Raw genomic sequence first — 21,877 nt, 5'->3', positions numbered from 1 at the left:
GCGGGGAACGCCGGCGCCGGCGTCCCCCGCCGGTGCCGCCGGTCGGGGCCCGTGCCAGGAGCCTGCCGGCCGGCGTTCGTGGGCATCGGCCGGCGCAGGCCTCCCGGTCCCGCCGTTACCGCGGGCCCTGTCGGGGCGGGCCCCCGGCGCCGGCGAGCCGCAGCGCACGCGTGCGGACCGGAGCGGGAGCGGGCCCGGCAGGCGTCGGCGCGCACCAGGCGGCTCCGGCCGGCACCGGCGGAGCGGCCGGCAGCACTCACGCAGGTGGCGCACCACTGTTTTGTCGGTCGGTGGGCACCCTGACCCCATGGACCTCACCCCTGACTCCCCGGCAGGGCTCTCCTCACCGCTGAAACGGACCCTGACCACTCGGCTGCTGTACTTCTTCATCCTCGGCGACGTCCTGGGAGCGGGGGTGTACGTGCTGGTGGGGCAGGTGGCCGCGGAGTCGGGGCCGGCGGTGTGGCTGCCCCTGCTGGTCGCGCTGGCGCTCGCGCTGCTCACCGCGGCCTCCTACGCGGAGCTGGCCACCCGGTACCCGCGGGCCGGTGGGGCCTCGCACTACGCCGGGCTCGCCTACGGCCCGTACGTCGGCTTCTTCACGGGGTTCTGCATGCTGGCGGCGGGGGTCGTCTCGGTCGCCGCCCTGACCCGCGGGTTCGCAGGCGACTACCTTGCCGAGTTCGTGACGCTGCCGACCGCGCTGGTGGCCGTGGTGTTCCTCGGTGGCCTGGCGCTGCTGAACCTGCGGGGCATCAGCGAGTCCACCCGGGCCAACGCCGGGGCCACGCTGGTGGAGGTCGGCGGTCTGCTGCTGGTCGTCGGGCTGGGCCTGTGGGTGCTGGCGCGGGGGGACGGTGACGTGGGGCGGCTCGGCCGGGTCGGCACGGGTGGCAGCAGCCCGGTGGCCGCCGTGCTGGGCGGGGCCGTGCTGGCCTACTACTCGTTCGTCGGGTTCGAGACGTCCGTCAACGTCGCCGAGGAGACCCGGGACCCGCGGCGCTCCTACCCCCGTGCCCTGTTCGGCGCCCTGCTGACCGCGGGGGTGGTGTACGCGCTGGTCGGCAGCGTCGCCGTGGCGGCCGTGCCGACGCACACGCTGACCTCCAGCAGCGGCCCGCTGCTGGAGGTCGTGCGCGCGGCCGGCGGGGTGCCGCTGTGGGTGTTCAGCGCGGTGGCCCTGGTGGCGGTCGCCAACGGAGCCCTGCTCACCGGGATCATGACCTCGCGCCTGACCTTCGGCATGGCGCGCGACGGACTCCTGCCCCGCTTCCTCGTCCGCGTACTGCCCGGACGCCGCACCCCGTGGGCTGCCGTGGTGCTCACCACCCTGCTCTCACTGCTGCTGGCGCTGACGGGTTCGGTCGCCGTCCTCGCCTCCACGCTGGTCCTGCTGCTCCTCGTGGTCTTCTTCGTGGTCAACACCGCCGTCCTGGTGCTCCGACGCCGGCCGTCCGGGCGTGACCACTTCCGCGCCCCGGCGGTGGTTCCCGCCCTCGGCGCGCTCTCCTGCGTGGGCTTGGCGACCCAGGTCGACGGCGCCGTGTGGCTGCGCGGCTCGATCGTGATCGCCGTGGGCGTCCTGCTCGCCGTCTTCGCCGGCCGGCGTCGCCGGGCGGACGAGTCCCGGGGCGCCGGTGGGGACCCCTCGGGCGACGGAACCTCAGGACCGTCCCTGGTGCCGGAGGGGTGAGCGGCCCCTCCCCGTCGCTCGCGGCGGAAGGGGCACGGGCGACCTCGCAGGGCATCGGTCCCCACCCGGTGCCCTGGCGGTGAGCGGCGAGAGCCTCGCACCGGGTGCCGGGCACCGGCTCGCGGCGGCTCACCGGCCGGTCCGGCCCCGCCCTCGCTCTGCGCCCGTCGTGGCGGGTCAGGCGAGGCCGGCCGCGATGGCGCGGCGCACGGCGTCGGCCCGGTCGCGGATGTCCGCCTTGGCGAACAGGTTGTTGATGTGGGTCTTGACGGTGGCCTCGCTGATGAAGAGCTTCTCGGCGATGGCCCGGTTGGGCAGACCCTGGCCGATCGCAGCCAGCACTTCCCGTTCCCGGGGGGTGAGGTCCGCGGGCAGCGCGCCCCGGGCAGCCGTGGGCTCGGCACGGACGGTGGCCAGCAGCCGGTCCTGGACCTCGCGGTCGAGAACGGACTGGCCCGCGGCGGCGGCCCGGATCCCCCGGACGATGTCCTGGCGTCCCGCGTTCTTCGTCAGGTAGCCGCGGGCACCCGCACTCAGCGCGGCCAGGATCGACTCGTCGTCGGCGAAGGTGGTGAGGACGACCACGGCCACTTCGGGGTGTTCCCCGCTGAGCCTGCGGGTCGCCTCGATCCCGTCGAGTACGGGCATCCTCAGGTCCATCAGCACCACGTCCACCGGCTCGGCGGCGACCGCGGTCAGGACGGCGTTCCCGTCTGCTGCTGCGGCGACCACCTCGATGTCCTCGGAGAGCCCGAGCACGGCGGCGAGCGGCTCCCGGACGGCGGCCTGGTCGTCGGCGACGACGACCCTCAACGTCTTTGGTTCTGCGTACGGTTCGCTCATCGCGGGATCACTGCCTCCACTTGCCAGCCGCCCTGGTCGGGGCCCTCGGTGACCGGGCCCGCGGTGAGGGTTCCGCCCAGCAGGGCCACCCGTTCGCGCATCCCGATCAGTCCCATCCCGCTGCCGGTGCCCGCGTCCACCGGGCGGGTGGCGGCACGGTTGCGGATCCTCAGCGATGTCGACGCGGCGGCGAACGTCAGCTCCACGCCGACGTCGCCGCCGGGGGCGTGCCGGGCCGCGTTGGTCAGTGCCTCCTGCGCGATCCGCAGGAGGTTGTGGGCAACCTGCGCCGGCACCTGCTGGACGGTCCCGCTGACGGCGAGGGCGTCGCGGTGGCCGGACGACTCCAGCATCGCAGTCAGGCTCCCCACCAGCGGCAGGGAGTCCTCGCGGAGGGTGTGGACGGTCCACTGCGCCTGTTTCAGGCTCTCCTTGACGAGGCTGTGGGCCTTGCCGTTGGCCTCTCGGACCCTCTCCAGGTCACCGGTGTCGAGCAGCGCGTCGGCCAGTTCGAGCTGCATGTTGATCCCGGCCAGCGAATGCGCCAGGACGTCGTGCACGTCCCGGGCGATCCGGCTGCGCTCGGTCAGCACCGCGGCCTGGGCCTCGGCCCGGGCCGCGCGCTCGGCGGACTGAGCCTCCCGGAGCGCCGACCGCACCGCCTGGCGGTGGCTCCGGTTGACGATCCCGCCCAGGACCGGGGCGCCGGTGACCAGGCCGAGTGCCCAGGGCAGCAGGAGGTGACCGGGCCCGAGACGGAAGTACAGGACGGCGCCGCACAGCAGGCTGCAGGCCAGTGCGAGGACGACGGCCGGCTTGGTCCGGAGCCGGTACCCGCAGTGACCGGCGAGGAAGAAGGCGAAGAGGTAGGTCGATCCTTCGCGGCCGGCGGCGATCAGTGCGGCCGAGGCGACAATCCCGAGCGACAGCCACAGGACGGCGGCCCGCTCGGTGACCCGGGCCTCGGGCAGCCCGCGGGCCAGCAGCGCCGCGCAGTTGAGCGTGAAGAGGACGGTCACTGCCAGGCCCTGCCCGCGGAAGCCCATCGGCCGGATCGTCACGACCCCGGCGACGATGACGGCCACGGCCAGGGCCCACTGCAACCGGGGGTCCGCTCTCGGCATCGACTGCGGTTCGGCCAGGCGGTGCGGCACCGGCCCTGGAGATGCGGCAGGCTCGGCTGGGGGCACGGCCAGACCATAGCTCACGGTCGGGCCAGGAGGTGGTGCGCCGTGGGGGCCGGCTGCTCGCGGGGGACCAGCCGGCTGCGCAGGAAGATCGTGGCCAGCCGCGTGACCACCTCGGTGAGAGCCATCAGGACGAACGCCGCCACCCACGCCTGGTCGCCGGTGATGTGGTGGGCGAGGCTGAACCGGGCCACGTCGTCGGCGCCTCCGCCGTGCTCGACCCACAGCTGGAAGCCCATGCGGGCGCCCATTCCTAGCACCCACAGCGTCGCCGAAACCGCCCCAGCCTTGATCAGGAGGTGTCCGCCGAGCGTCCGGATCCGGGTGTACGCACCGCCGGCGACGCCGAGCACGGCGCCCACCCCCACGAACGCTCCGACCAGCACCAGGTCGTTGCCCGCGGTGGGAACAGAGTCCAGGTACGTGTGGGCCACGAAGGCCACGATCCCCAGCGGGATGAGGAAGGTCCTCAGGTCCAGGCGGCCTTCCCGCAGTTGCCGGAAGACGACGAGGAGGAGCGCGGTGTCGGTGATCCACTCGGTTGCTGTCATGTCCTCAAGCCTGCTGCGGCGAGCCGCGCGGCACCTGGACCCACGGGTGGAACCGGGGGTGGAGAACTGCGCCGCCCGGAGGTCCACCCGGCCGCCGTCCCGCAGCCGGCCGAGACGGCGGTGGCGGGGAGGGGACGGTGGCGCCCCAGGACGCCGGGCAGGGTGGTTCGCCGGCCCCGCCGGGCACCCGCTCCCGCCCCGGGGCCGGACATCGCACGGCCGTAGGGTGGCCGGAGTTCGATGATCATGCTTCCGGGCTCGCGGCCCGAGGAGTGGCAGGCCGGTGAGGCGGTTCGCCGTGGAGGGGGACCGGACCGGCGGGAGAGGAAGGAGGCGGTGCCGGATGGGCTGTGAGGTGCTGCGCTGGGACGCGTACCGCAGCATGCCGTGGAAGAACGGCGGCGGTACGACCCGGGAGGTCGCGTCGGGTGTCGTGCAGGCGGCCTCGGCCGAGCCGGTGGACGGTTTCGACTGGCGGGTGAGTGTCGCGGACGTGGACGCCGGCGGGCCCTTCTCCGCCTTCCCCGGGATCGACCGCGTGATCACCCTGGTCGAGGGCGAGGGCATGGTGCTGACCGTGGACGGGACCCCGCACCCGGTCGAGCCGCTGAGTCCGTTCGCCTTCTCCGGTGACGCGGCGACGGACTGCCGGCTGGCGGCAGGGGCGGTCCGCGACATGAACGTCATGACGCGCCGGGGCCGGGCGAGGGCACAGGTGCGGATGGTCGGCGTAGCCGGCGCAGCGGGCACGGAGGTGACGTGCGCCACGGGCGAGACCCTGCTCGTCATGGCCGTCACCGAGGGGGTCACCGCCGGCGCACCGGACGGGCGGGAATCCGCGCTCGGGCGTCTGGACTGCGTCCGTCACGAAGGTCCCGGAGCGCTGCTGCTGCGGGGCGAGGGCACGGTGGCCGAGATGAGGATCACTGCGCGGCGGTGACGGCTGAGGCCGGCGACGACGCCCGCCCGCCTTCGGACCGCTGCCGTCTCCCCCCTGCTGGGCCGTGCGCATCGCTCTGCGGTGGCGGCCCCGGGGGCGGCTCCCGTCCGGTCCGGGGGCTGCGCCGTGCAGGGCGCCGGTTCCGGAGCCGGAGCCCGCCGCGGCCCCCGGAACCGGCCGGGGCCCCCGGCCGCCGCCCGGCCCCTGCCTCTCCCGTCCCGCCGGCAGGGCAGCAGACACCGCCCCTCCCCGGCGAGCGGACTGACGACGGCGTCCACACCGGTGACCGGTATGCGGACAGCAGTGCGTTCACAAGCGGAGTGGTGCTTACGATTTCCCGGAACGTTTCTGCACCGCACCGGAAGGCGCCCGTGAGTTCCACCTCTCCCCCGCCCGCCGCCACCTCGGCGAAGGCGGCGTCCGGCCCGGTGCTGATCCGCTGCGCGGCCGACGTCTCCGACCTGGTCAATTCGGGTACCGCGCGCGGGCGCCACGCCCGCATGATCGTGATCATCGCGCTGGGCGGCATCTTCCTCGACGCGTACGACCTCAGTTCCCTGGCCTACGGCCTGCCGGACATCACCCGGCAGTTCGGGCTCAGCTCCGCCATGGCCGGGCTGGTCACCGCCTCGATCAGCGTCGGTTCGCTGCTGGGGGCGCTGCTCGGCGGCTGGCTGGTGGACCGTGTCGGCCGCTACCGGGTCTTCATGGCCAACATGTTCTTCTTCGTCGTCACCGCGCTGGTGTGCGCGCTGGCGCAGGACGCGTGGACGTTGATCTCCGCGCGCTTCGTGATGGGCATCGGTGTCGGCATGGACATCCCGGTTGCCATCGCCTTCCTCGCCGAGTTCTCCCGGCTGCGGGGCAAGGCCAGCAAGGGCTCGCGCACCGCCGCGTGGTCGCCCGCCTGGTACTCCGCGACCAGCGGCTGCTACCTGGTGATCATGCTGCTGTACCTGGCCCTGCCCGACGCCCACCTGGGCTGGCTGTGGCGGTTCACCGCCGGCTTCGGGGCGGTACCCGCGCTGGTCGTGCTGCTGCTGCGCCGGCGCTACATGAACGAGTCGCCGACCTGGGCCGCCGACCAGGGTGACCTGGAGGCTGCGGCGGGCATTCTGCGGCAGTCCTACGGCGTGGACGCGCAGGTCGCCGAGGACGTGCCCGCGGTGGCGCCCCGCCCGCCCCGGCCGGGGCTCGCCGCCTACGGCCGGCTCTTCACCCCGCCCTACCGGGCGCGGACGATCCAGTCGGTGGCCGTCGGGGTGGCCGAGACCTTCGGGTACAACGCCGTCGCGTTCGGACTGCCGATCATCATCGCGACGCTGATGACGCAGGGCCCGCTGACCACGATCGCCTCCTCCTTCGCCCTGAACCTGGTCTTCGCCCTGACCGGTGGGCTGCTCGGCATCCGCTGGGCCTCGACCCGGGGTGCCTGGCCGATGATGACGCTGGGCTTCGCCATCCAGTTCGTCGCCGTCGTGGCGCTGGGCCTCATCGGGGAGCCGTCCGGGACGGCCGTGGTGACGGCGGGCATCCTGATGCTGGGCGCCTTCATGTTCGCCCAGGGCTTCGGCCCCGGCGCGCACATCATGAGCTACGCCTCACTGGGCTTCCCGACCTCGATGCGCGGTGTCAGCATCGGCTTCAACCAGGCCGTGCTGCGGCTCGGTTCGACACTGACGCTGTTCTTCTTCCCCATCCTCAGCAGCGGCCTCGGCACGGACGTGTTCTGGGTCATCCTCGGTGCGCCCGTCCTCGGCCTGGTCGCGCTCCTGGTCAAGCGCTGGGAGCCGGTCGGTTTCGACGCGGACGCGGAGGAGCGGGCCGGGGCGGCCGGTACCTGACCGGGCGGGGCCCGGTTCCCGTTCCCGGCCGGGCCGTGGCACCGGTGCGGAGCCGGTCGCCGCCGGCGTGCGGTGCGCCGCAGCCGGGCACGCCGGCCTCTCCGCCTCACCGGCGCCGCCTCACCCGGCGCCGTCCACCGCCGCGATGCCCACCCCCGGCTCCGCCCGGTCCTCCGCCTCGGGCCGCGGGCCGAATCGCGCGAACACCGCGGAGAGCACCACCGCGGCCACGGCTCCCGCCGCGACGCCGCTGCCGAACAGGGTGCGGGCCCACGACGGCATCCCCGCGTAGAGGTTGGGTGCGAGGATCGGCAGGAGGCCGGCGCACAGGGCGAGCGCCACCACCGTGCCGTCCGAGCCGGCGGAGAGGTCCACTCGGCTCAGCATGGCGAAGCCCATCACGGCGATCACCGCGTAGATGACCATCCCCGAGGCGCCCACCACCGGTTCGGGGATCGCCGCGAGTACGCGGGTGAGCGGGGCCAGCAGCCCGCACAGCACCAGCAGCACCCCGGCACCGGCCGTCACGAACCGGCTCCGCACGCGCGTGAGCTGGACGATGCCGATGTTCTCCGCGCTGGTCACCATCAGCGACATGCCGAGCGGCGCCGCCAGGAGCGAGACGACGGCGTCGGCCCGTGCGGTGCGGGGCACGTCACGTCCGGGGTCCGGGGCACGCCCCACCGCCTCACTGTTGAGTACGGTCTGGCCGGTCGCCTCGGCGAGTGAGGCCAGGGCGAACACCAGCAGGGGGATCGACGCCACCACGTCGAAGTGCGGCCGCCCGTACGGCAGGAGGTCCGGCAGCGCCAGCATTCCGCCTCCCCCCACCCGGAGGCCGGTCCCCGTCACCGCGGCCAGCGCCGTGCCCGCCACCATGCCGAACAGCACGGACATCTGGCGCCACACGCCGCGCAGCACCAGGAAGAACAGCGCGGTGACGCCGAGCGTGCCGAAGCCGATCCCCGGCCCCGAGGCGAGCAGCGGCGCCGTCACCTTCACCATGTTGACGCCGATCAGCACCACCGTCGTGCCCATCACCAACGGCGGGAAGAACCGCACCAGTCGGCCGTAGAACGGCAGGACGAGCAGCAGGAACACCGCGGCGACCAGAACGGCCCCGCCGGCTGTCGCGGGCCCGCGTTCCTGCGCGATCCGGAGGAAGATCGACACGGCGGCACCGCCCGGCAGCATGAGGAACGGCAGCCGTGCCCCCACCCGCAGGGAGCCGACGCCGAGCGACTGGAGCAGCGCACCGACGCCGCACAGCACGAGCGTGGCGCTGAGCAGGGAGGCGGTCCGGCCGCCGGACAGGCCCAGGGTCGAGGCGATCAGGACGACCGAGGAGATCGGCGCGGCGACCCCGGCGAGCAGGTGCTGGCAGGCCAGCGGGGCCAACCGGGACAGCGGAAGCCGTTCGTCGACCGGCGCGGGGGCCGGGGCGCTCGGCGCCGGGGGCGGGGAGGCCACGGGGTCACCCCTTCCCGGTGTCGAGCCAGGGCAGTTCACCGGCCGCGTAGCGGTAGGCACGGAAGACCGCGTTGGGCTCGGCGGGGAAGAGCTTGCGGACCTCGGCCTCCTGGTACCCGCCGAAGTGGGGGACGACGTACTCCCAGCAGAGGTAGCCGTCCGCGGTCACCTCGAAGAGCCGGCCGGCCGGCGAGTCGGTGACCATGGTGTTGCCGTTCGGCAGGCGCTGCGCGCTGCCCATGAAGGGCGCGAAGAACGCCTCGCGGGCGGGGTCGTGGTACTCCCAGACGACGTCGCCGCTGCCCCGGTCGATCTCGATGACACGGGAGAAGGGGACGTCCCAGCCGGGGCGGAAGACGCCGTTGTCAAAGACCAGGAAGTTGCCGTTCGGCAACTCGGTCGGGTGGTGCTGCTGGGAGACCACGCCGGGCCGGGTGCGCCAGAGGACCTCGCCGCTCTCCCGGCTGATGACGATGACGGCCGAGGCGCTGCGCAGGCTGGCCAGGATGTTGCCGTCGCGGAGTTCGGCGACGCTGTTGATCAGCGGGTAGTGCTCGCGCGAGTAGTCCGGGTGCAGGGGGAAGAGCGCGCGGTCCAGGTGGTCGGCGACCCGCCACTCCCAGGTGGTGGCGCCCGCGGCGTCCACCTCCTTGATCGTGTCGGCCCACACCACGCCGTCCGGCTCGGAACCGGCGACGCCCCCGCGTACGGCGGCGGCCTCCGCGCCGGTCAGCGGTTCCAGGGCGGCGTAGAGGATGCGGCCGTCGCCCAGGTGGTTGGCGTCGTGGTGCTGGAAGCGGTCGAGGTGCTCACGGACAACGGCGCCGTCGGGGGTGTACTCCCGCATCACACCGCCGCGGTACTTGTGCCACATGGGGAACAGCGCCGGCTCGTCCGGCAGGACCCCGTTGTAGGCGAGGTTGCCGTTCGGCAGGATCCGCGCGTGCCGGCCGGGGCGGTGCGGCAGGTCCCACCGGCGGACGACCTCACCGCGGATGTCGACGAGGTAGACCTGCCCGGAGCCGGTGAGGGGGGCGTAGAGGGTGTAGCCGCCGTAGCTGCGGTCCTCGTCCAGTGCGATGAGGCCGGTGCCGCGGCGGCGGCGCAGGTTCTGGTCGACGGCGGGCATGGGGGGACTCCTCGGGCCTGGCGGTCGGTCGCAGCACCCTGCGCCGCCGCAGTGTCAAACTTTTTTTGATTACATCAAACAGGTTAACCTCCGCGGTAGGGTCGTGCCCAGGACGGTCGGCACACTCGGCAAAGGCGCAGGTGGACGTGGTGGAGATGGCTTCCGGCAGGACGCCGGGCGGTGCACGGTGAACGGGTCGGGCCCGGCCGAGAGTCCCGTGGTGGGGCCGAGCATCCGCCGGCGGCGCCGCGCTCTGGAGCTGACCCTTGCCGAGGTGGCCGCCCGCTCCGGCCTCTCGGCCCCCTTCCTCAGCCAGGTCGAGAACGAGCGCGCCCGGCCCAGCATGGGGTCCCTCCAGCGCATCGCCGACGCTCTGGAGACCAGCGCGGTCCAGCTGCTGGCCACCACGGAGAACGCCCGCCGCGTCGACGTGGTGCGGGCGGACTCCGCCTCGGTCCGGGAGGCCGCCGGCGGCACGGGGCAGGGGAACCCGTCGGAAGAGGGACGGATGCGCCCCCTGGTGCGCGGTCACCACCAGTTGCATGCCCTGGAGTTCACCGGGCAGCACGACTGGGAGCGCAGCTTCCGGCACCGCAACGACGAGGTCCTCCACGTCGCCGACGGGGCGGTGGAGGTGCAGGCGGGCGAGGAGTTCCACCGGCTGGACCGCGGCGACACCCTGTACTGCGCCGGGGGCGTGCGACACCGGTGGCGAGCGCTGCAGAGCGGGACGAGGGTGCTGGTGGTGGGGATCTCCGACCACGTCATGGTGACGGACGAGCAGGCCTGACGCACGAACAGGCACAACGAACGAGCAGGCCTGACGCGCGAACAGGCGTAACGGCCGAGCAGGCATGCGGCCGGGCAGGCATGCCGAGTGATCAGGCGCAGGAAAGGTCCCGGCCGCATCACGTGCGGAGCACTTCGGGGCCGGGCGCGCCGGTCCGGTCGCGGCCCCGAGCAGCTCCCGGCGCGACCTGCCGGGACTCCCGGGCGGGCGGCACAGCCCTCGGCCCCACCGCGCGCGCACCGGGCCTGGTACGCGTACGCACCCCGGCGGTGGCGCGGCGGGGCCGAGCGGGAGCTCCCCGTCCCGAACGCGCAGGGCACCGCCGGCGCCTCTGCGCGCGGGCCGCAGCCGGCGGTACCGTCCTGCCCGGTGGCGGTGGCCTCAGGCGGCGTCCGGCCCCACGTCGAACCGCGCCTGCGTGGCGAGGAGTTCGCTCAGGTCGGTGCCCGGCCCGTGTTCGACCGGCGCGGCACCCCGGCGCAACAGGCGGGCACCGGCAGCGACGCCGGACAGTTCCAGCCGCTCGTCCTCACGCACCAGCCAGGTGCCCTCGCGCAGCCCGAGCACCGGCACCGCGTTCTCCTCCAGGAACTGCTCCAGCCGCTCCTCGCGGGTCTCGCCCATGTGCGAGCTCTCCGGCGCGGGGTCCAGGTAGTGCGGGTTGATCTGGAACGGGACCAGGTCCAGCGCCTCGAAGGAGGGCGGCTGCACGATCGGCATGTCGTTGGTGGTGCGCAGGGTGGGGCAGGCCATGTTGGTGCCGGCGCTCGACCCCATGTACGGCACGCCGGCCCTCACCCGCTCCCGCAGCGTCCCGAGCAGGCCCGTGGTGTGCAGGGCGCGCAGCAGCCGGAAGCTGTTGCCGCCGCCGACGAACACCGCCTGGGCGCCGGCGGCCAGCTCGCACGGGTCCCCGGTGTGCACCCCGCGCACGCCGATGCCGAGGTCCGCCATGAAGGCGGCGACCTTCGCGGTGTACCCGTCGTGGTCGGCCAACGCATAGGGCACGAACAGCAGTTCCTCGACACCGTGCAGGTGCCGGGCGATCGCCTCGCGCGCGTGCTCCAGGTAGGCGTGGCCGGGGGCGGTGGAGTTGGAGAGCAGCAGCAGCTTCATGCGGTCTCGGGCTTTCTGTGTCGGCCGGTCGGCGGACCGGCGGTTGGTGGGGGACGGCGGCACGACGAGGTCAGCCGCGCCGGGCGGCTCCGGTCTCGCGCGGGCCGCCCGGGGAGCGCCCCCGGCGGGGAGCCAGCAGCTCGCCCAGGGTCTCGGCGGCGGCACGGAGCCGGCGCAGCAGTTCCTCGCTCGGGCCGCGCAGCAGTTCGTGCGGACCGACCAGGCTGACCGTGCCGACGGGCTGCGCGTGCACCGTCACCGGCACGGCAAGTCCGGCGGTGGCCGGGTCGTACTCGCCCTCGGAGTACGCGTAGCCGTCCACCGGGACGCGGACCATCAGCTCCTCCAGGACCGCCGGGTCGGTCACCGTCAGCTCGCTGAAGCGGGCCATCGGGCGGTCGTAGAGCAGTCCGGCCCGGGCCCCCGGGGTGAGCATGCCGAAGTAGGCACGGGAGGTCGCGCCTGCGTGGCCCGGGTACAGCTCGTCGGCGAGCCGGTAGGCGCGCAGCGGCCCGAAGGAGCCGTCGGCGGAGTCCACGCAGCGCAGGTGGGCGCCGTCGGGCACCGCGAACAGGGCGGTGACTCCGCTGCCGGCGGCCAGTTCCCGCAGGGCGGGGCGGACCAGGCCGGCCATGCCTGAGTGGCGCTCCCACGCGGTGGCCATGTGCCAGACGGCGGGACCCAGCCGGTAGCGCCGGGTCACCTCGTCGGACACCAGGAAGCCCCGGTGGGCGAGGGAGGCCAGCAGACGCTGGGCCACGGACTTGTCCCAGCCGAACTCGGCCGCGAGGTCCGTGACTCCCCACTCGTCCCGGTCCTGGGAGAAGGCGAGGAGGACCTGGAGGGCGCGGTCGGCGGTCTGGAGGGGCGCACGGTCAGTGGTCACCGGCCCACTGTATCGCTATCAGCGGTGGCGTTGCATATAGAGAGAAAAGGTTGCGCCCTGAGAGATACGGGGGGCACTCTGCTCGGACACGCCGGACAGACCGGACTTTCGTCCCGGGCGTCCGGTGGGGGCCGCATCGCCGTTCCCCGTCCCACCGCACCACCGCGCACGCGAGGAGTCCCCGTGCTCAAGCACGTCCTGGAAGTCGTCGAACTTCTCGACCGCCCGCAGGCCGACGGCGCTCTGCTCGCCGGCCACCTCCGTTCCGTCCTGGAGAACTCCCGCGCCCAGGCGGCCGGCACGGACGGACTGCCGGACCTCTCCCGGGTGGAGGTCTCCGTGACACGTGTCGAGGGCGCCGCGGGCGGCACCGACTTCGTGAAGGTCACCGTCCCGGGCAGCCGCGGCCGTCTCTCCGGCGGCTCCGCGCCGACCCTCGGCATCCTCGGCCGGCTCGGTGGCGTCGGTGCCCGACCCGAGCGCGTCGGCCTGGTCTCGGACGCGGACGGCGCCGTGGCGGCCCTCGCCGCAGCCGCCAAGCTGCTCGACATGTACGGCCGCGGGGACGTGCTGGAGGGCGACGTGGTGCTCTCCACCCACGTCTGCCCCGACGCCCCCACCCGGCCGCACGACCCGGTGCCCTTCATGGACTCCCCCGTCTCGGTCCTCGACTGCAACCGCGCCGAGATCGACCCGGCCATGGACGCGGTGGTCTCCATCGACACCACCAAGGGCAACCGGCTGCTCAACCACCGCGGCATCGCCCTCTCCCCGACGGTGAAGCAGGGCTGGATCCTGCGGGTCAGCGACGACCTGCTGGGCATCCTGGAGACCGTCACCGGTGAGGCCGCGCACGTCCTGCCGATCACCACCCAGGACATCACGCCGTACGGAAACGGCGTCCACCACATCAACTCGATCATGCAGCCCTGCGTGGCCACCGACGCCCCGGTGGTCGGCCTCGCGGTCACCGCCGCAAGCGCCGTCGCCGGCTGCGCCACCGGCGCCAGCCACGAGAGCGACATCGCGGCGGCCGGGCGGTTCGCCCTGGAGGCCGCCAAGGAGTTCGGACGCGGTGCCACCCGCTTCCACGACGCGGCGGAGTTCGCCCGCCTCGTCGACCTCTACGGCCCGATGACGCGCCTCCAGGCCACCGAGGACATCGCGGGCTGACAGCCCGTCCGCCCTGCCGACCGTCCGACACCCCTCCGCCGCACCTGCCCGGCCACTGCCCACCCCCAGCGGCCCCCTCTCCGGCCGGCCCACCCGAACCGGCCCGTTCCCCCCGGCGGCACACACCGCCCGACGGCACGCCCGGCCCGGCCCGACGCCGGCGCACGGTCTCCACAGCAGGCGCGCCCCGTCCGAGCGGCGGGGACCCGGCCACGACCGTGACCGCGAGCACCGGGCCCCGGACGCCCCCACCCGGGCCACGGGGACCACTCGCCCCCGACCGGCGGCGGCCCGGCCCGGCGCATCACCGGCCCGGAACCCCGGCCACCGCCCCGAAGTGGTCCACTGAAGGCGCTCCGGAACCACCCCGGGGCCCGGGCCACCGCACGCCCCTCACCGCACCCGCCCCGCCTGGACCCAGCGCAGCGCCCGGGCCGGCCCCTCCCGTCGACGGAGCCCGACATGAGCCAGACACCCGCCGCGCAGGCCGCACCGGACGCCGGCGCGCCTCGGCACCCCAGAGCCTTCGAACCGGTCACGCTCGTGGTGACCGTGCTGCTCTCCGTGCTCGGCGCGGTCATCGGCCTGGTGCTGATCACCACGCTCGGCATCGCGCCCAACACCTCGGTCATCGGCGCCCTCATCGCCATGCTGGTGGGCCGCGTCTCCTTCGCCGCGCTGAGCCGCATGCGGGACCCCAACCGCCAGAACCTGGTCCAGTCCGCCGTCTCCGGGTCGACGTTCGCCGCGGCCAACTCCCTGGTCACGCCCATCGCGGTGCCCTTCCTGCTGGGCCGCAGCGACCTGGTCTGGCCGATGCTGGGCGGCGCGGTGATCGGCCTGGCCGTGGACAGCTGGGTCCTCTACCGCGTCTTCGACTCCCGGCTGCTGCCCGCGACCGCGGCCTGGCCCGCCGGAATCGCCGCCGCCGAGACCATCCGGGCCGGTGACGAGGGCGGCCGGAAGGCGGGACTGCTCGGCGTCAGCGCGCTCGTCGGCTTCGTCGGCGCCCTGTTCAAGCTGCCCACCAGCGCCGCGGGTGTCGCCTTCCTCGGCAACATCTGGGCCCTGCTGATGTTCGGTGTCGGCCTGCTGGTCGCCCAGTACGCGCCGGACCTCCTCCACGTCGACCTCGCGGCGCACTACGTCCCGCACGGCGTGATGATCGGCGCCGGCCTGGTCGCCCTCGTGCAGGCCCTGCTGATGCTGCGCAGCCGCCGGAGCCGCGGCAGCACCGGCGCCGAGGTCGCCGAAGGCCCGGCCACCGAGGGGACGCCCCCCGGTGACGCCGCGGAGAACGCGCGGCCGGAGCGTTTCGCGCCCGAGGTGCGCACCGTGGACGCGGCCCGGCTCCGCCGCGGCCTGCTGGAAGGGCTGGTGCTCTTCCTCGCCGGCGCGCTGGTCATCGCCCTCATGGGCGGTGTCCTGTCGGGTATGGGCGGGGCCGGACTGGTCGGCTGGGTGCTCCTCGCCGGGTTCGCCGCACTGGTCCACCAGCTGATCGTCGGGTTGGCGGCCATGCACTCCGGGTGGTTCCCCGCCTTCGCCGTCACCCTGATCTTCCTGATCCTGGGGCTGGTGCTGGGCATCCCGATGGTACCGCTGGCCCTGCTCGTCGGCTACGCCGCCTCCACCGGCCCGGCCTTCGCGGACGTCGGCTTCGACTTCAAGGCGGGCTGGCTGCTGCGCAAGGGCGGCGTGCCCTGGCACCCCTACGAGATGGCCGGCCGCCGGCAGCAGTACCTCTCACAGCTCGTGGGCTTCGCGGTGGCGGTCCTCGTGGTGGCCGTCGCCTGGAAGCCGTTCTTCTCCGAGGGCCGGGTGCCCCCCGTCGCCCAGGTGTACGTCGACACCATCAAGGCGGGCCTCACCGACGGCCACGCCCTGGCGATGATGGGGCTCTGGGCGATTCCGGGCGCGCTGATCCAGCTGATCGGCGGCTCCTCGCGGCAGATGGGCGTCCTGCTCGCCACCGGCCTGCTCGTCGCCACCCCGCAGGCCGGCTGGCTGGTGCTGGCGGCGCTCCTCGTCCGCGTGGTGTGGAAGCGGTACCGGCGCAGGAAGGCGGCGGACGCGGCCGCCGAGCGGGCCGCGGCCGAGGCGGCGGACAACGACCTGGCACTGGTCGGCGCCGGCCTGGTGGCGGGCAGTTCGCTCAGCGACGTCAGCCAGATCTTCAGGACCTTCTGACCGCCTCCGCCCGCCTCGCGCTCCCCGCGGCCCGGGCGCACGCACCACCTAGGCAGACCCCGGCACGTCCGGGACCACCAGGAGGGAAGAGATGACCAGCACCGACCCGACCGCACCCGGCACGCACCCGGCCGGCCCCGGGCGCATCGCACCGCCGGCCGCCGCGGCACCCGGCTCACGGGGTGCCGCCCTGGGCCTGGTCACCATCGGCCAGGCACCCCGTACCGACCTTGTCGACGACGTCCGGCCGCACCTGGGCGGCCTGCGCCCGGTGGAGCACGGCGCCCTCGACCTCGACGACTTCGAGGGCCCCGGCGAGGCAGACGCGCGCGCCGCGGTCGGCCCGGTCGCCGGTGAGGCGCCGCTGATCTCCCGGCTGCGGGACGGCCGTTCGGTACAGCTCGGCCACGAGGCCCTGGCCCCCCGTATGCGGGACGCCGTCGCCCGCTGCGAGCAGGACGGGGCGGGCGCCACCCTGCTGCTGTGCACCGGCAACTTCCCGCCCGTCCCGTCGTCCCGGCCCCTGCTCTACGCCGAACCACTGGTGCAGCACGGGGTGCGCGCGGTGGCCGGTGCGGACCCGGTCGGCGTGATCTGCCCCCTGCCCGCCCAACGCGAGGACACCGGCCGCCGCTGGGCACGCCTGCTCCCCGGACCGGTGAGCGTGGAGCCCGCCGATCCCTACGCACCCGAGGCCCACGAGACGGTCACCGAGGCCGCCCGCCGCCTCGCCGCCGGCGGCAGCCGCTGGCTGGTGCTGGACTGCATCGGCTACACCGAGTCCATGCGCGCCGCGGCAGCCCGCTCCGCCGGCCCCGCAGTGCCGGTCCTGCTGGCCCGGGCCCTGGCCGTCCGGCTGGCGGCGGAGGCCGCGGCATCGGCGGTCTCGACGATGCCGACGGCGGACGGACCGTACTGAGCGAGGCGCGAGACGGGGTGTGAGGGTGCCGGCCCGTCCCGCAAGTGACGTCGGCTGACGACCGGTCGACTCACCCGGCGGTGGCCGCTCTCGGCGCGAGGCCGTCAGTCACCGGCCACCGGCCACCGGTCGCGGCCGCCGGCGCAGGGCAGCCACCGCCCCTCTCCGTTCGGTGGCCGTCCTGACGGCAGGACGCACCAGCGCGGTGCCCCCTTGGACAGCGGTGCAGGCGCTGCGGGAGCGGGTGCCGGGCGAAGAAACCGGTGACGGACCCGGCCGGCACGACGAAGAACGCGTTGCCGCCGCCCCCACCGCGATCCTGGTCAGCCCCAACAGCAGTTCCTGCAAGGCGACATGGCAGCGCTCCGGGTCGAAGAACGGCGGCAGCAGCGAGACCTGGAGGATGGCCACCCTGGGATTGTCCGGGCAGGTGAGGAAGCCCGTCAGGAACGTTTGCGGGTCCCGTCCGGCGCCGACTCCGCGGTGGCGACAGCGGATCGACCACCCGTCCGGGCGGACTTCCGGGCCGGCCTGAGCGCCAGGTGGCCCGCTCCCGCCGGCCTGAGCGCCAGGTGGCCCGCTCCCGCCGGCCTGAGCGCCAGGTGGTTCTCCGGCGCCGGCGCCCAGCAGGCCACAGCTCTGCGCGGCTCAGCACGCCGGCCCGGGACAGGCCGGCCCTGAACAGGCCGCCACCACGCCGACTTCTCCCCCACGCCGGCTTCCCGCCGAGACCGGGACCGGCGAACTCGCAGCAGAAGGTGCCCCTCGGACAGCCGGGGCCGCCCTCGCAGGGCCGCCGACGCCTTCGCCGGTCCCTCGTGCCGGCCTGCCGGGCCGGGGGTCGAATCCGGTTCGCGGTCTTGTGCGTTGGGCGGGGTTTCGGTTGCCTGTCCGACAACGTTGTCTCACGTTGCACGGCGCCCCGCGCCGAAAGGAGCACCATGCGCTCTCTGGTGACGCTCGCCGCGACCGCAGTCGTCGCGGCCCTCCTCTCCCCCACCGCAGCGACGGCAGCACCACACGGCAGCGGTGGGAAGGTCGCACTGGGCGGCGGCCCCACGGCGACGGTCACCCTCGACGATGCCGGGAGCCTGCACCTGTCCGTCGGGCACCACGGCCGCACCGTCCTCGACCCCGGCCCCCTCGGCATCACCACGACCGAGGCCGACTTCAGCTCCGGCGTGCGCGTCACCGGGCGCAGCGACCGGACGGTGACCGAGAAATACCGCACGAAGGTCGGCAAGTCCCGTGAACGGCACGTCCGGATGGCGGAGGCACGTTTCGCGTTGCGGTCCGCGAGCGGCTCCCGGGCGGTGCTCACGGTGCGCGCCGCCGACGACGGGATCGCCTACCGCTTCGAGCTCCCCGACGACGACGGCGACGGCACCACGGTCACCGGCGAGACCTCTGGGTACCGGCCCGCCTCGGGTGCGGCGGCCTGGCTGAGCCCGTACACGCCGCAGTACGAGCGGCCGTACGCGCAGACCACCGCGAGCGGCGCGGCAGCCGGCACCTACGCCTACCCGGCCCTCTTCCGAGCCGACGGCGGGGACTACGTGATGATCAGCGAGTCCGGTGTCGACGGCCGTTACGACGCCTCCCACCTGGAGCACGACCGGGACGGGTACGAACTGCGGCTGGCGGACGACCGGGTGAGGGACGAGGGGGCGCTCGCCACCCCCTGGCGGACCGTCACCACGGGCGACCTCGCGACCGTCGCAGAATCCACCCTCACCGACGACCTGGCGCCCTCGTCCCGGGTGGCGGACACCTCGTGGATCGAACCGGGCGTGGTGGCCTGGTCCTGGCTGGACGGCGGCCACGAGACGCAGCGCAGCCTGGCGGCCCAGAAACGCTACGTCGACATGGCGGCGGCGAACGGCTGGAAGTACGCCCTGGTCGACGACGGGTGGAAGGACACCGACTGGATGCCGGAGCTCGTCTCCTACGCCAGGGAGCGCGGTGTGCGGATCCTGCTCTGGATGCACTACGAGGACGTCGACACCGAGGCGGAGCGGCAGACTCAGCTGAACCGGATGAACGAGTGGGGCGTCGCCGGCCTGAAGATCGACTTCATGGAGTCGGACTCCCAGGCGCGTTTTAAGTGGTACGACGACATCCTGCGCGAGACCGCCGCCCACCACCTGCTCGTCAACTTCCACGGCAGCACGATCCCCCACGGCATCCAGCGCACCTGGCCGCAGGTGATGTCGATGGAGGCGGTGTACGGGGCCGAACAGGGCGACGTGAGCGCCGAGTCGACGGCGATCCTGCCCTTCACGCGGAACGTGGTGGGGTCGATGGACTACACGCCGATGGGGTTCCAGTTCGGGACCCGTCCGGGCACCGAGGCGGCGGAGCTCGCCACCTCGGTCGTCTTCGAGTCCGGCTTCCAGGACTTCGCGGGTTCCCCGGCCGCCTACGACGAGCGACCGGAGGTGCTGCGTTTCCTGAAGCAGGTGCCCACGACCTGGGACGAGACCGAGCTGCTCACCGGCGACCCCGGCAAGGAGGCCACGTTCGCCCGGCGCAACGGCGACCGGTGGTTCGTGGGCAGCCTCGGGACCGGCGCCGCAGGCATCCGACGGCTGTCCCTGGGCTTCCTCGGCAAGGGCCGGTGGCGGGCGGAGATCACCGAGGACGGCGCGGACGGGCTGGTGCGCGACGAGCGGGAGGTGGACCGCAGGTCCGTGATCGACGTGCCGGTCCGAGGCAGGGGCGGCTACGTCGTGGCACTCACCCGGGTGCGGTGAGACCGGTCCGTCCCCTGCGCAGGGTCCGCGACCGGAGCCGGCGCCCGGCCTGACCACCCGCGCTGACGGGCGGCGCCCGCCCCGGGGGCCGCCCTTCCCGGCCGAGGGGCGGGCCGCAGCGTCAGACCCGGGGACCGGCGGGCCGCCGGCGACCCCCTGGGCATCCCTGCCCGCCTCCGTCCCGGGCCCCCGTCCCGGGCCCCCGTTCCGGGGCTCCGTTCCGGGGCTCCGGGCCGCAGCTTCCCGGCCGTGGCACCCGAGCCCCTGGCCGGCCACCCACCGGGAGTGGCGGACGTCACACCGGCTCACGGGGAAGGTGCCGCACGGTCGGCCTGGAGACCCGGAACGCCCCGAGAACACGGGGCGAACGGCCCCCGCTCCCCTTCTGCGCTCCGCCTCCGGCAAGAGCGGTTTCCGCCATTTTCTCCCCGACGCTGCCACCAGCCGGAAAATCACCAGTTCAGAGCGGTGAAGAGGGGGTAGGGGGTGGCTTGCCGCCGAACGGTCGGAGGTTCTTCGTCACAGCGCGAGGGCCGGATGTCCGTAACCCTGGAAGTCAGCCGGGCGGCATCCCGAGACCGTCCGGCCGCTTGCGACCGGACACTTTCCCATCCGAGGAGGACCCGAAGGTGGCTACGGACACAACGGCCCCGGATACCGAGACTGCGTTCGACCCTTCCGCGCTCAGGCGCCATCGTGGCCTGTTCCGACTGGTCGAGCGCAGCCGCCGCCCCAGGCTGCGTCGCTGCGACGTCACCGTCACGGACGAGAAGGCGGTGCGGCAGGCGGTGAAGGCCGCCGCGCTCGGCAACGCCATGGAGTGGTTCGACTTCGGACTGTACGGCTATCTGGCCGTCACCTTGGGCAAGGTCTTCTTCCCCAGCAGCAGCCCCACCGCCCAGACACTCGCCTCACTGGGTGCGTTCGCCGCCGCGTTCGTGCTCCGCCCGATCGGTGGGTTCGTCTTCGGTCCGCTCGGTGACCGCATCGGTCGCCGGAAGATCCTTGCGTTCACCATGGTCATGATGGCGGCGGGCACCTGCGCCATCGGCCTCATACCCTCCTACGCGGCGATCGGCATGTGGGCGCCGGTGCTCCTGCTGGCCCTCCGTGTGCTCCAGGGCTTCTCCACGGGCGGTGAGTACGGCGGTGCCGCCACGTTCATCGCCGAGTACGCCCCCGACAAGAAGCGCGGCTTCTTCGGCAGCTTCCTGGAGTTCGGCACGCTGGCCGGTTACGTGGCCGCCTCCGGCCTCGTGACGGTCCTCTCGACGACGCTGTCGGACGCCTCGATGCTCAGCTGGGGCTGGCGCATCCCGTTCCTGGTCGCCGGCCCGCTGGGCCTGGTGGGCATGTACATGCGCCTGAAGCTGGAGGACACCCCGGCCTTCCGGAAGCTGGAGCAGGACGTCGCGTCCGAGAACGGCGGGAACGCCAGGCCCTCGGTGCCGCTCACCCGGCTGATCACCTCGCAGTGGCGGGCGCTGCTGCTCTGCCTGGTGCTGGTGGCCGCCTACGACATCGCCGACTACATGCTCCTGTCCTACCTGCCGACCTACCTCACCGACGAGCTGCACTACGGCACCACCGACGGCCTGGTCGTGCTGGTCGTGGTGATGATCGTGCTGATGTGCCTGGTGCACCCGGTGGGCAAGCTCTCCGACCGGGTGGGCAGGCGCCCCGTCCTGATGACCGGCATGGTCGGCTTCGTGGTGCTGTCGGTGCCGTCCTTCCTGCTGATCCGCCAGGGCTCGACGGTCGCCGTCTACGCGGGCGTGATGATCCTGGGCCTGTGCCTGGTCTCCTTCCTCGCCGCGATGTCGGCGGCGCTCCCCGCCCTGTTCCCGACCGACGTGCGGTACGGGTCGCTGGCGATCGGCTTCAACGTCGCCGGCTCGCTCTTCGGCGGCACCACTCCCCTGGTGGCGGCCTCGCTGGTGAGCAGCACGGGCAACAACCTGATGCCGGGCGTCTACATGACGGTGGCCGCGGCCGTGGGCATCGTGGCCGTGGCGTGCATGCAGGAGACCGCCCGCAAGCCGCTGGCCGGCTCCCCGCCCGCGGTGTCCACGCAGGAGGAGGCGGCCGCCCTGGTCGCCGAGCACCACGCCGGGCAGCGGCCCTTCACCTACCGCGAGAGCGATGCCGGTGAGCTGGTGGACGTGCGGTGACCGCACTGCCGCGGACCGCGGCGGCGGCACGGTCCGCGGCATGACGCCCGTGGGGGCGGACGGTGGTCACCGTCCGCCCCCACGGGCGTGACGCGTCCCCTCCGGGCGTTCACCCTGCGGCAGTCCGCCCCGTTATGTTCTTCGCGGTCCTGCAATGGGACCGCTGGCCTCCGGGCCCGGCATGACTGTTGCCCCCTGTCGAAGGCATGACCTGGGGGGTGG

The 21,877-nt window shown here is 73.8% G+C and carries 17 protein-coding genes; 9 read left to right on the top strand and 8 right to left on the bottom strand.

What is annotated here, in order from left to right; all coding sequences use genetic code 11:
- Nucleotides 1–307: 307 nt before the first annotated feature.
- Nucleotides 308–1,693, top strand: coding sequence for an APC family permease (locus ACFV3R_RS33325; RefSeq protein ID WP_385590969.1), 1,386 nt, complete (start codon nucleotides 308–310; stop codon nucleotides 1,691–1,693).
- 177 nt (nucleotides 1,694–1,870) lie between these two features.
- Here the strand turns inward: ACFV3R_RS33325 and ACFV3R_RS33320 are convergent, their stop codons facing one another.
- From ACFV3R_RS33320 to ACFV3R_RS33310, 3 genes are all read right to left on the bottom strand, one after another.
- Entirely contained in the window at nucleotides 1,871–2,536 is a 666-nt protein-coding gene (locus ACFV3R_RS33320; protein ID WP_385590967.1) for a response regulator, read from the bottom strand.
- Nucleotides 2,533–3,639 carry a sensor histidine kinase gene (locus tag ACFV3R_RS33315; protein WP_385590971.1) on the bottom strand — a complete coding sequence of 369 codons (1,107 nt, stop codon included), beginning with the start codon at nucleotides 3,637–3,639 and terminating at the stop codon, nucleotides 2,533–2,535. Before ACFV3R_RS33315 ends, ACFV3R_RS33320 begins: the two co-directional genes overlap by 4 nt.
- Before the next feature lie 101 nt (nucleotides 3,640–3,740).
- The gene (locus ACFV3R_RS33310; protein ID WP_385590965.1) at nucleotides 3,741–4,274 is read right to left on the bottom strand and encodes a hypothetical protein; all 534 of its coding nucleotides are present in this window, start codon (nucleotides 4,272–4,274) and stop codon (nucleotides 3,741–3,743) included.
- Nucleotides 4,275–4,617: 343 nt separating this feature from the next.
- Here ACFV3R_RS33310 and ACFV3R_RS33305 point away from each other — a divergent pair, with 343 nt between their 5' ends.
- Together ACFV3R_RS33305 and ACFV3R_RS33300 are read left to right on the top strand one after the other, a co-directional pair.
- On the top strand, nucleotides 4,618–5,214 hold the full coding sequence (locus tag ACFV3R_RS33305) for a HutD family protein (RefSeq protein ID WP_385590962.1): 597 nt from the start codon (nucleotides 4,618–4,620) through the stop codon (nucleotides 5,212–5,214).
- A 371-nt stretch (nucleotides 5,215–5,585) separates the two neighbouring features.
- Entirely contained in the window at nucleotides 5,586–7,058 is a 1,473-nt protein-coding gene (locus tag ACFV3R_RS33300) for an MFS transporter (protein ID WP_385590960.1), read from the top strand.
- Nucleotides 7,059–7,178: 120 nt separating this feature from the next.
- Here ACFV3R_RS33300 and ACFV3R_RS33295 read toward each other — a convergent pair whose 3' ends face one another.
- Together ACFV3R_RS33295 and ACFV3R_RS33290 are read right to left on the bottom strand one after the other, a co-directional pair.
- Complete coding sequence (locus ACFV3R_RS33295; protein ID WP_385590958.1) at nucleotides 7,179–8,528, bottom strand: uracil-xanthine permease family protein; 1,350 nt, start codon at nucleotides 8,526–8,528, stop codon at nucleotides 7,179–7,181.
- Between the two features lie 4 nt (nucleotides 8,529–8,532).
- A complete protein-coding gene (locus tag ACFV3R_RS33290; RefSeq protein WP_385590956.1) occupies nucleotides 8,533–9,657 on the bottom strand; it encodes an aryl-sulfate sulfotransferase in 1,125 nt (374 codons plus the stop codon).
- 220 nt (nucleotides 9,658–9,877) lie between these two features.
- Between ACFV3R_RS33290 and ACFV3R_RS33285 the strand changes: the two genes are divergently transcribed.
- Nucleotides 9,878–10,447, top strand: coding sequence for a helix-turn-helix domain-containing protein (locus ACFV3R_RS33285; protein ID WP_385590953.1), 570 nt, complete (start codon nucleotides 9,878–9,880; stop codon nucleotides 10,445–10,447).
- Nucleotides 10,448–10,828: 381 nt separating this feature from the next.
- On the opposite strand, the gene pepE is transcribed toward ACFV3R_RS33285, so the two are convergent.
- Together pepE and ACFV3R_RS33275 are read right to left on the bottom strand one after the other, a co-directional pair.
- Nucleotides 10,829–11,563: a dipeptidase PepE gene (gene pepE / locus ACFV3R_RS33280; RefSeq protein ID WP_385590950.1), complete on the bottom strand. Its 735-nt coding sequence runs from the start codon at nucleotides 11,561–11,563 to the stop codon at nucleotides 10,829–10,831.
- 70 nt (nucleotides 11,564–11,633) lie between these two features.
- Nucleotides 11,634–12,449 (bottom strand): IclR family transcriptional regulator, encoded by an 816-nt coding sequence (locus ACFV3R_RS33275; protein WP_385590948.1) that lies wholly within the window; start codon nucleotides 12,447–12,449, stop codon nucleotides 11,634–11,636.
- Nucleotides 12,450–12,632: 183 nt separating this feature from the next.
- On the opposite strand from ACFV3R_RS33275, the gene ACFV3R_RS33270 reads away from it, so the two are divergent.
- From ACFV3R_RS33270 to ACFV3R_RS33260, 3 genes are all read left to right on the top strand, one after another.
- Nucleotides 12,633–13,622 (top strand): DUF1177 domain-containing protein, encoded by a 990-nt coding sequence (locus ACFV3R_RS33270; RefSeq protein ID WP_385590946.1) that lies wholly within the window; start codon nucleotides 12,633–12,635, stop codon nucleotides 13,620–13,622.
- Nucleotides 13,623–14,084: 462 nt separating this feature from the next.
- The gene (locus ACFV3R_RS33265; protein ID WP_385590944.1) at nucleotides 14,085–15,812 is read left to right on the top strand and encodes an OPT/YSL family transporter; all 1,728 of its coding nucleotides are present in this window, start codon (nucleotides 14,085–14,087) and stop codon (nucleotides 15,810–15,812) included.
- Nucleotides 15,813–15,903: 91 nt separating this feature from the next.
- Nucleotides 15,904–16,731, top strand: a complete 828-nt coding sequence (locus ACFV3R_RS33260) for an AroM family protein (protein ID WP_385590942.1) — start codon at nucleotides 15,904–15,906, stop codon at nucleotides 16,729–16,731.
- A gap of 108 nt (nucleotides 16,732–16,839) precedes the next feature.
- Here the strand turns inward: ACFV3R_RS33260 and ACFV3R_RS33255 are convergent, their stop codons facing one another.
- Nucleotides 16,840–17,142, bottom strand: coding sequence for a hypothetical protein (locus ACFV3R_RS33255; RefSeq protein WP_385590940.1), 303 nt, complete (start codon nucleotides 17,140–17,142; stop codon nucleotides 16,840–16,842).
- 530 nt (nucleotides 17,143–17,672) lie between these two features.
- On the opposite strand from ACFV3R_RS33255, the gene ACFV3R_RS33250 reads away from it, so the two are divergent.
- Nucleotides 17,673–19,484 carry a glycoside hydrolase family 97 catalytic domain-containing protein gene (locus tag ACFV3R_RS33250; RefSeq protein ID WP_385590938.1) on the top strand — a complete coding sequence of 604 codons (1,812 nt, stop codon included), beginning with the start codon at nucleotides 17,673–17,675 and terminating at the stop codon, nucleotides 19,482–19,484.
- Nucleotides 19,485–20,113: 629 nt separating this feature from the next.
- Nucleotides 20,114–21,655, top strand: a complete 1,542-nt coding sequence (locus ACFV3R_RS33245) for an MFS transporter (RefSeq protein WP_385590936.1) — start codon at nucleotides 20,114–20,116, stop codon at nucleotides 21,653–21,655.
- The last annotated feature ends 222 nt before the right edge of the window (nucleotides 21,656–21,877 follow it).

It is taken from the genome of Streptomyces sp. NPDC059740, from assembly GCF_042733155.1.
In the GTDB taxonomy this organism is placed as follows: domain Bacteria; phylum Actinomycetota; class Actinomycetes; order Streptomycetales; family Streptomycetaceae; genus Streptomyces.
Note: the sequence above shows the minus strand (reverse complement) of the source record. Positions and strands in the feature narration are given on the sequence as shown.

Coding starts and splice junctions, on each gene's coding strand:
- ACFV3R_RS33325 (WP_385590969.1), top strand. CDS start 308: ATGGACCTCACCCCTGACTCCCCGGCAGGGCTCTCCTCACCGCTGAAA.
- ACFV3R_RS33320 (WP_385590967.1), bottom strand. CDS start 2,536: ATGAGCGAACCGTACGCAGAACCAAAGACGTTGAGGGTCGTCGTCGCC.
- ACFV3R_RS33310 (WP_385590965.1), bottom strand. CDS start 4,274: ATGACAGCAACCGAGTGGATCACCGACACCGCGCTCCTCCTCGTCGTC.
- ACFV3R_RS33305 (WP_385590962.1), top strand. CDS start 4,618: ATGGGCTGTGAGGTGCTGCGCTGGGACGCGTACCGCAGCATGCCGTGG.
- ACFV3R_RS33290 (WP_385590956.1), bottom strand. CDS start 9,657: ATGCCCGCCGTCGACCAGAACCTGCGCCGCCGCCGCGGCACCGGCCTC.
- pepE (WP_385590950.1), bottom strand. CDS start 11,563: ATGAAGCTGCTGCTGCTCTCCAACTCCACCGCCCCCGGCCACGCCTAC.
- ACFV3R_RS33265 (WP_385590944.1), top strand. CDS start 14,085: ATGAGCCAGACACCCGCCGCGCAGGCCGCACCGGACGCCGGCGCGCCT.
- ACFV3R_RS33260 (WP_385590942.1), top strand. CDS start 15,904: ATGACCAGCACCGACCCGACCGCACCCGGCACGCACCCGGCCGGCCCC.
- ACFV3R_RS33250 (WP_385590938.1), top strand. CDS start 17,673: ATGCGCTCTCTGGTGACGCTCGCCGCGACCGCAGTCGTCGCGGCCCTC.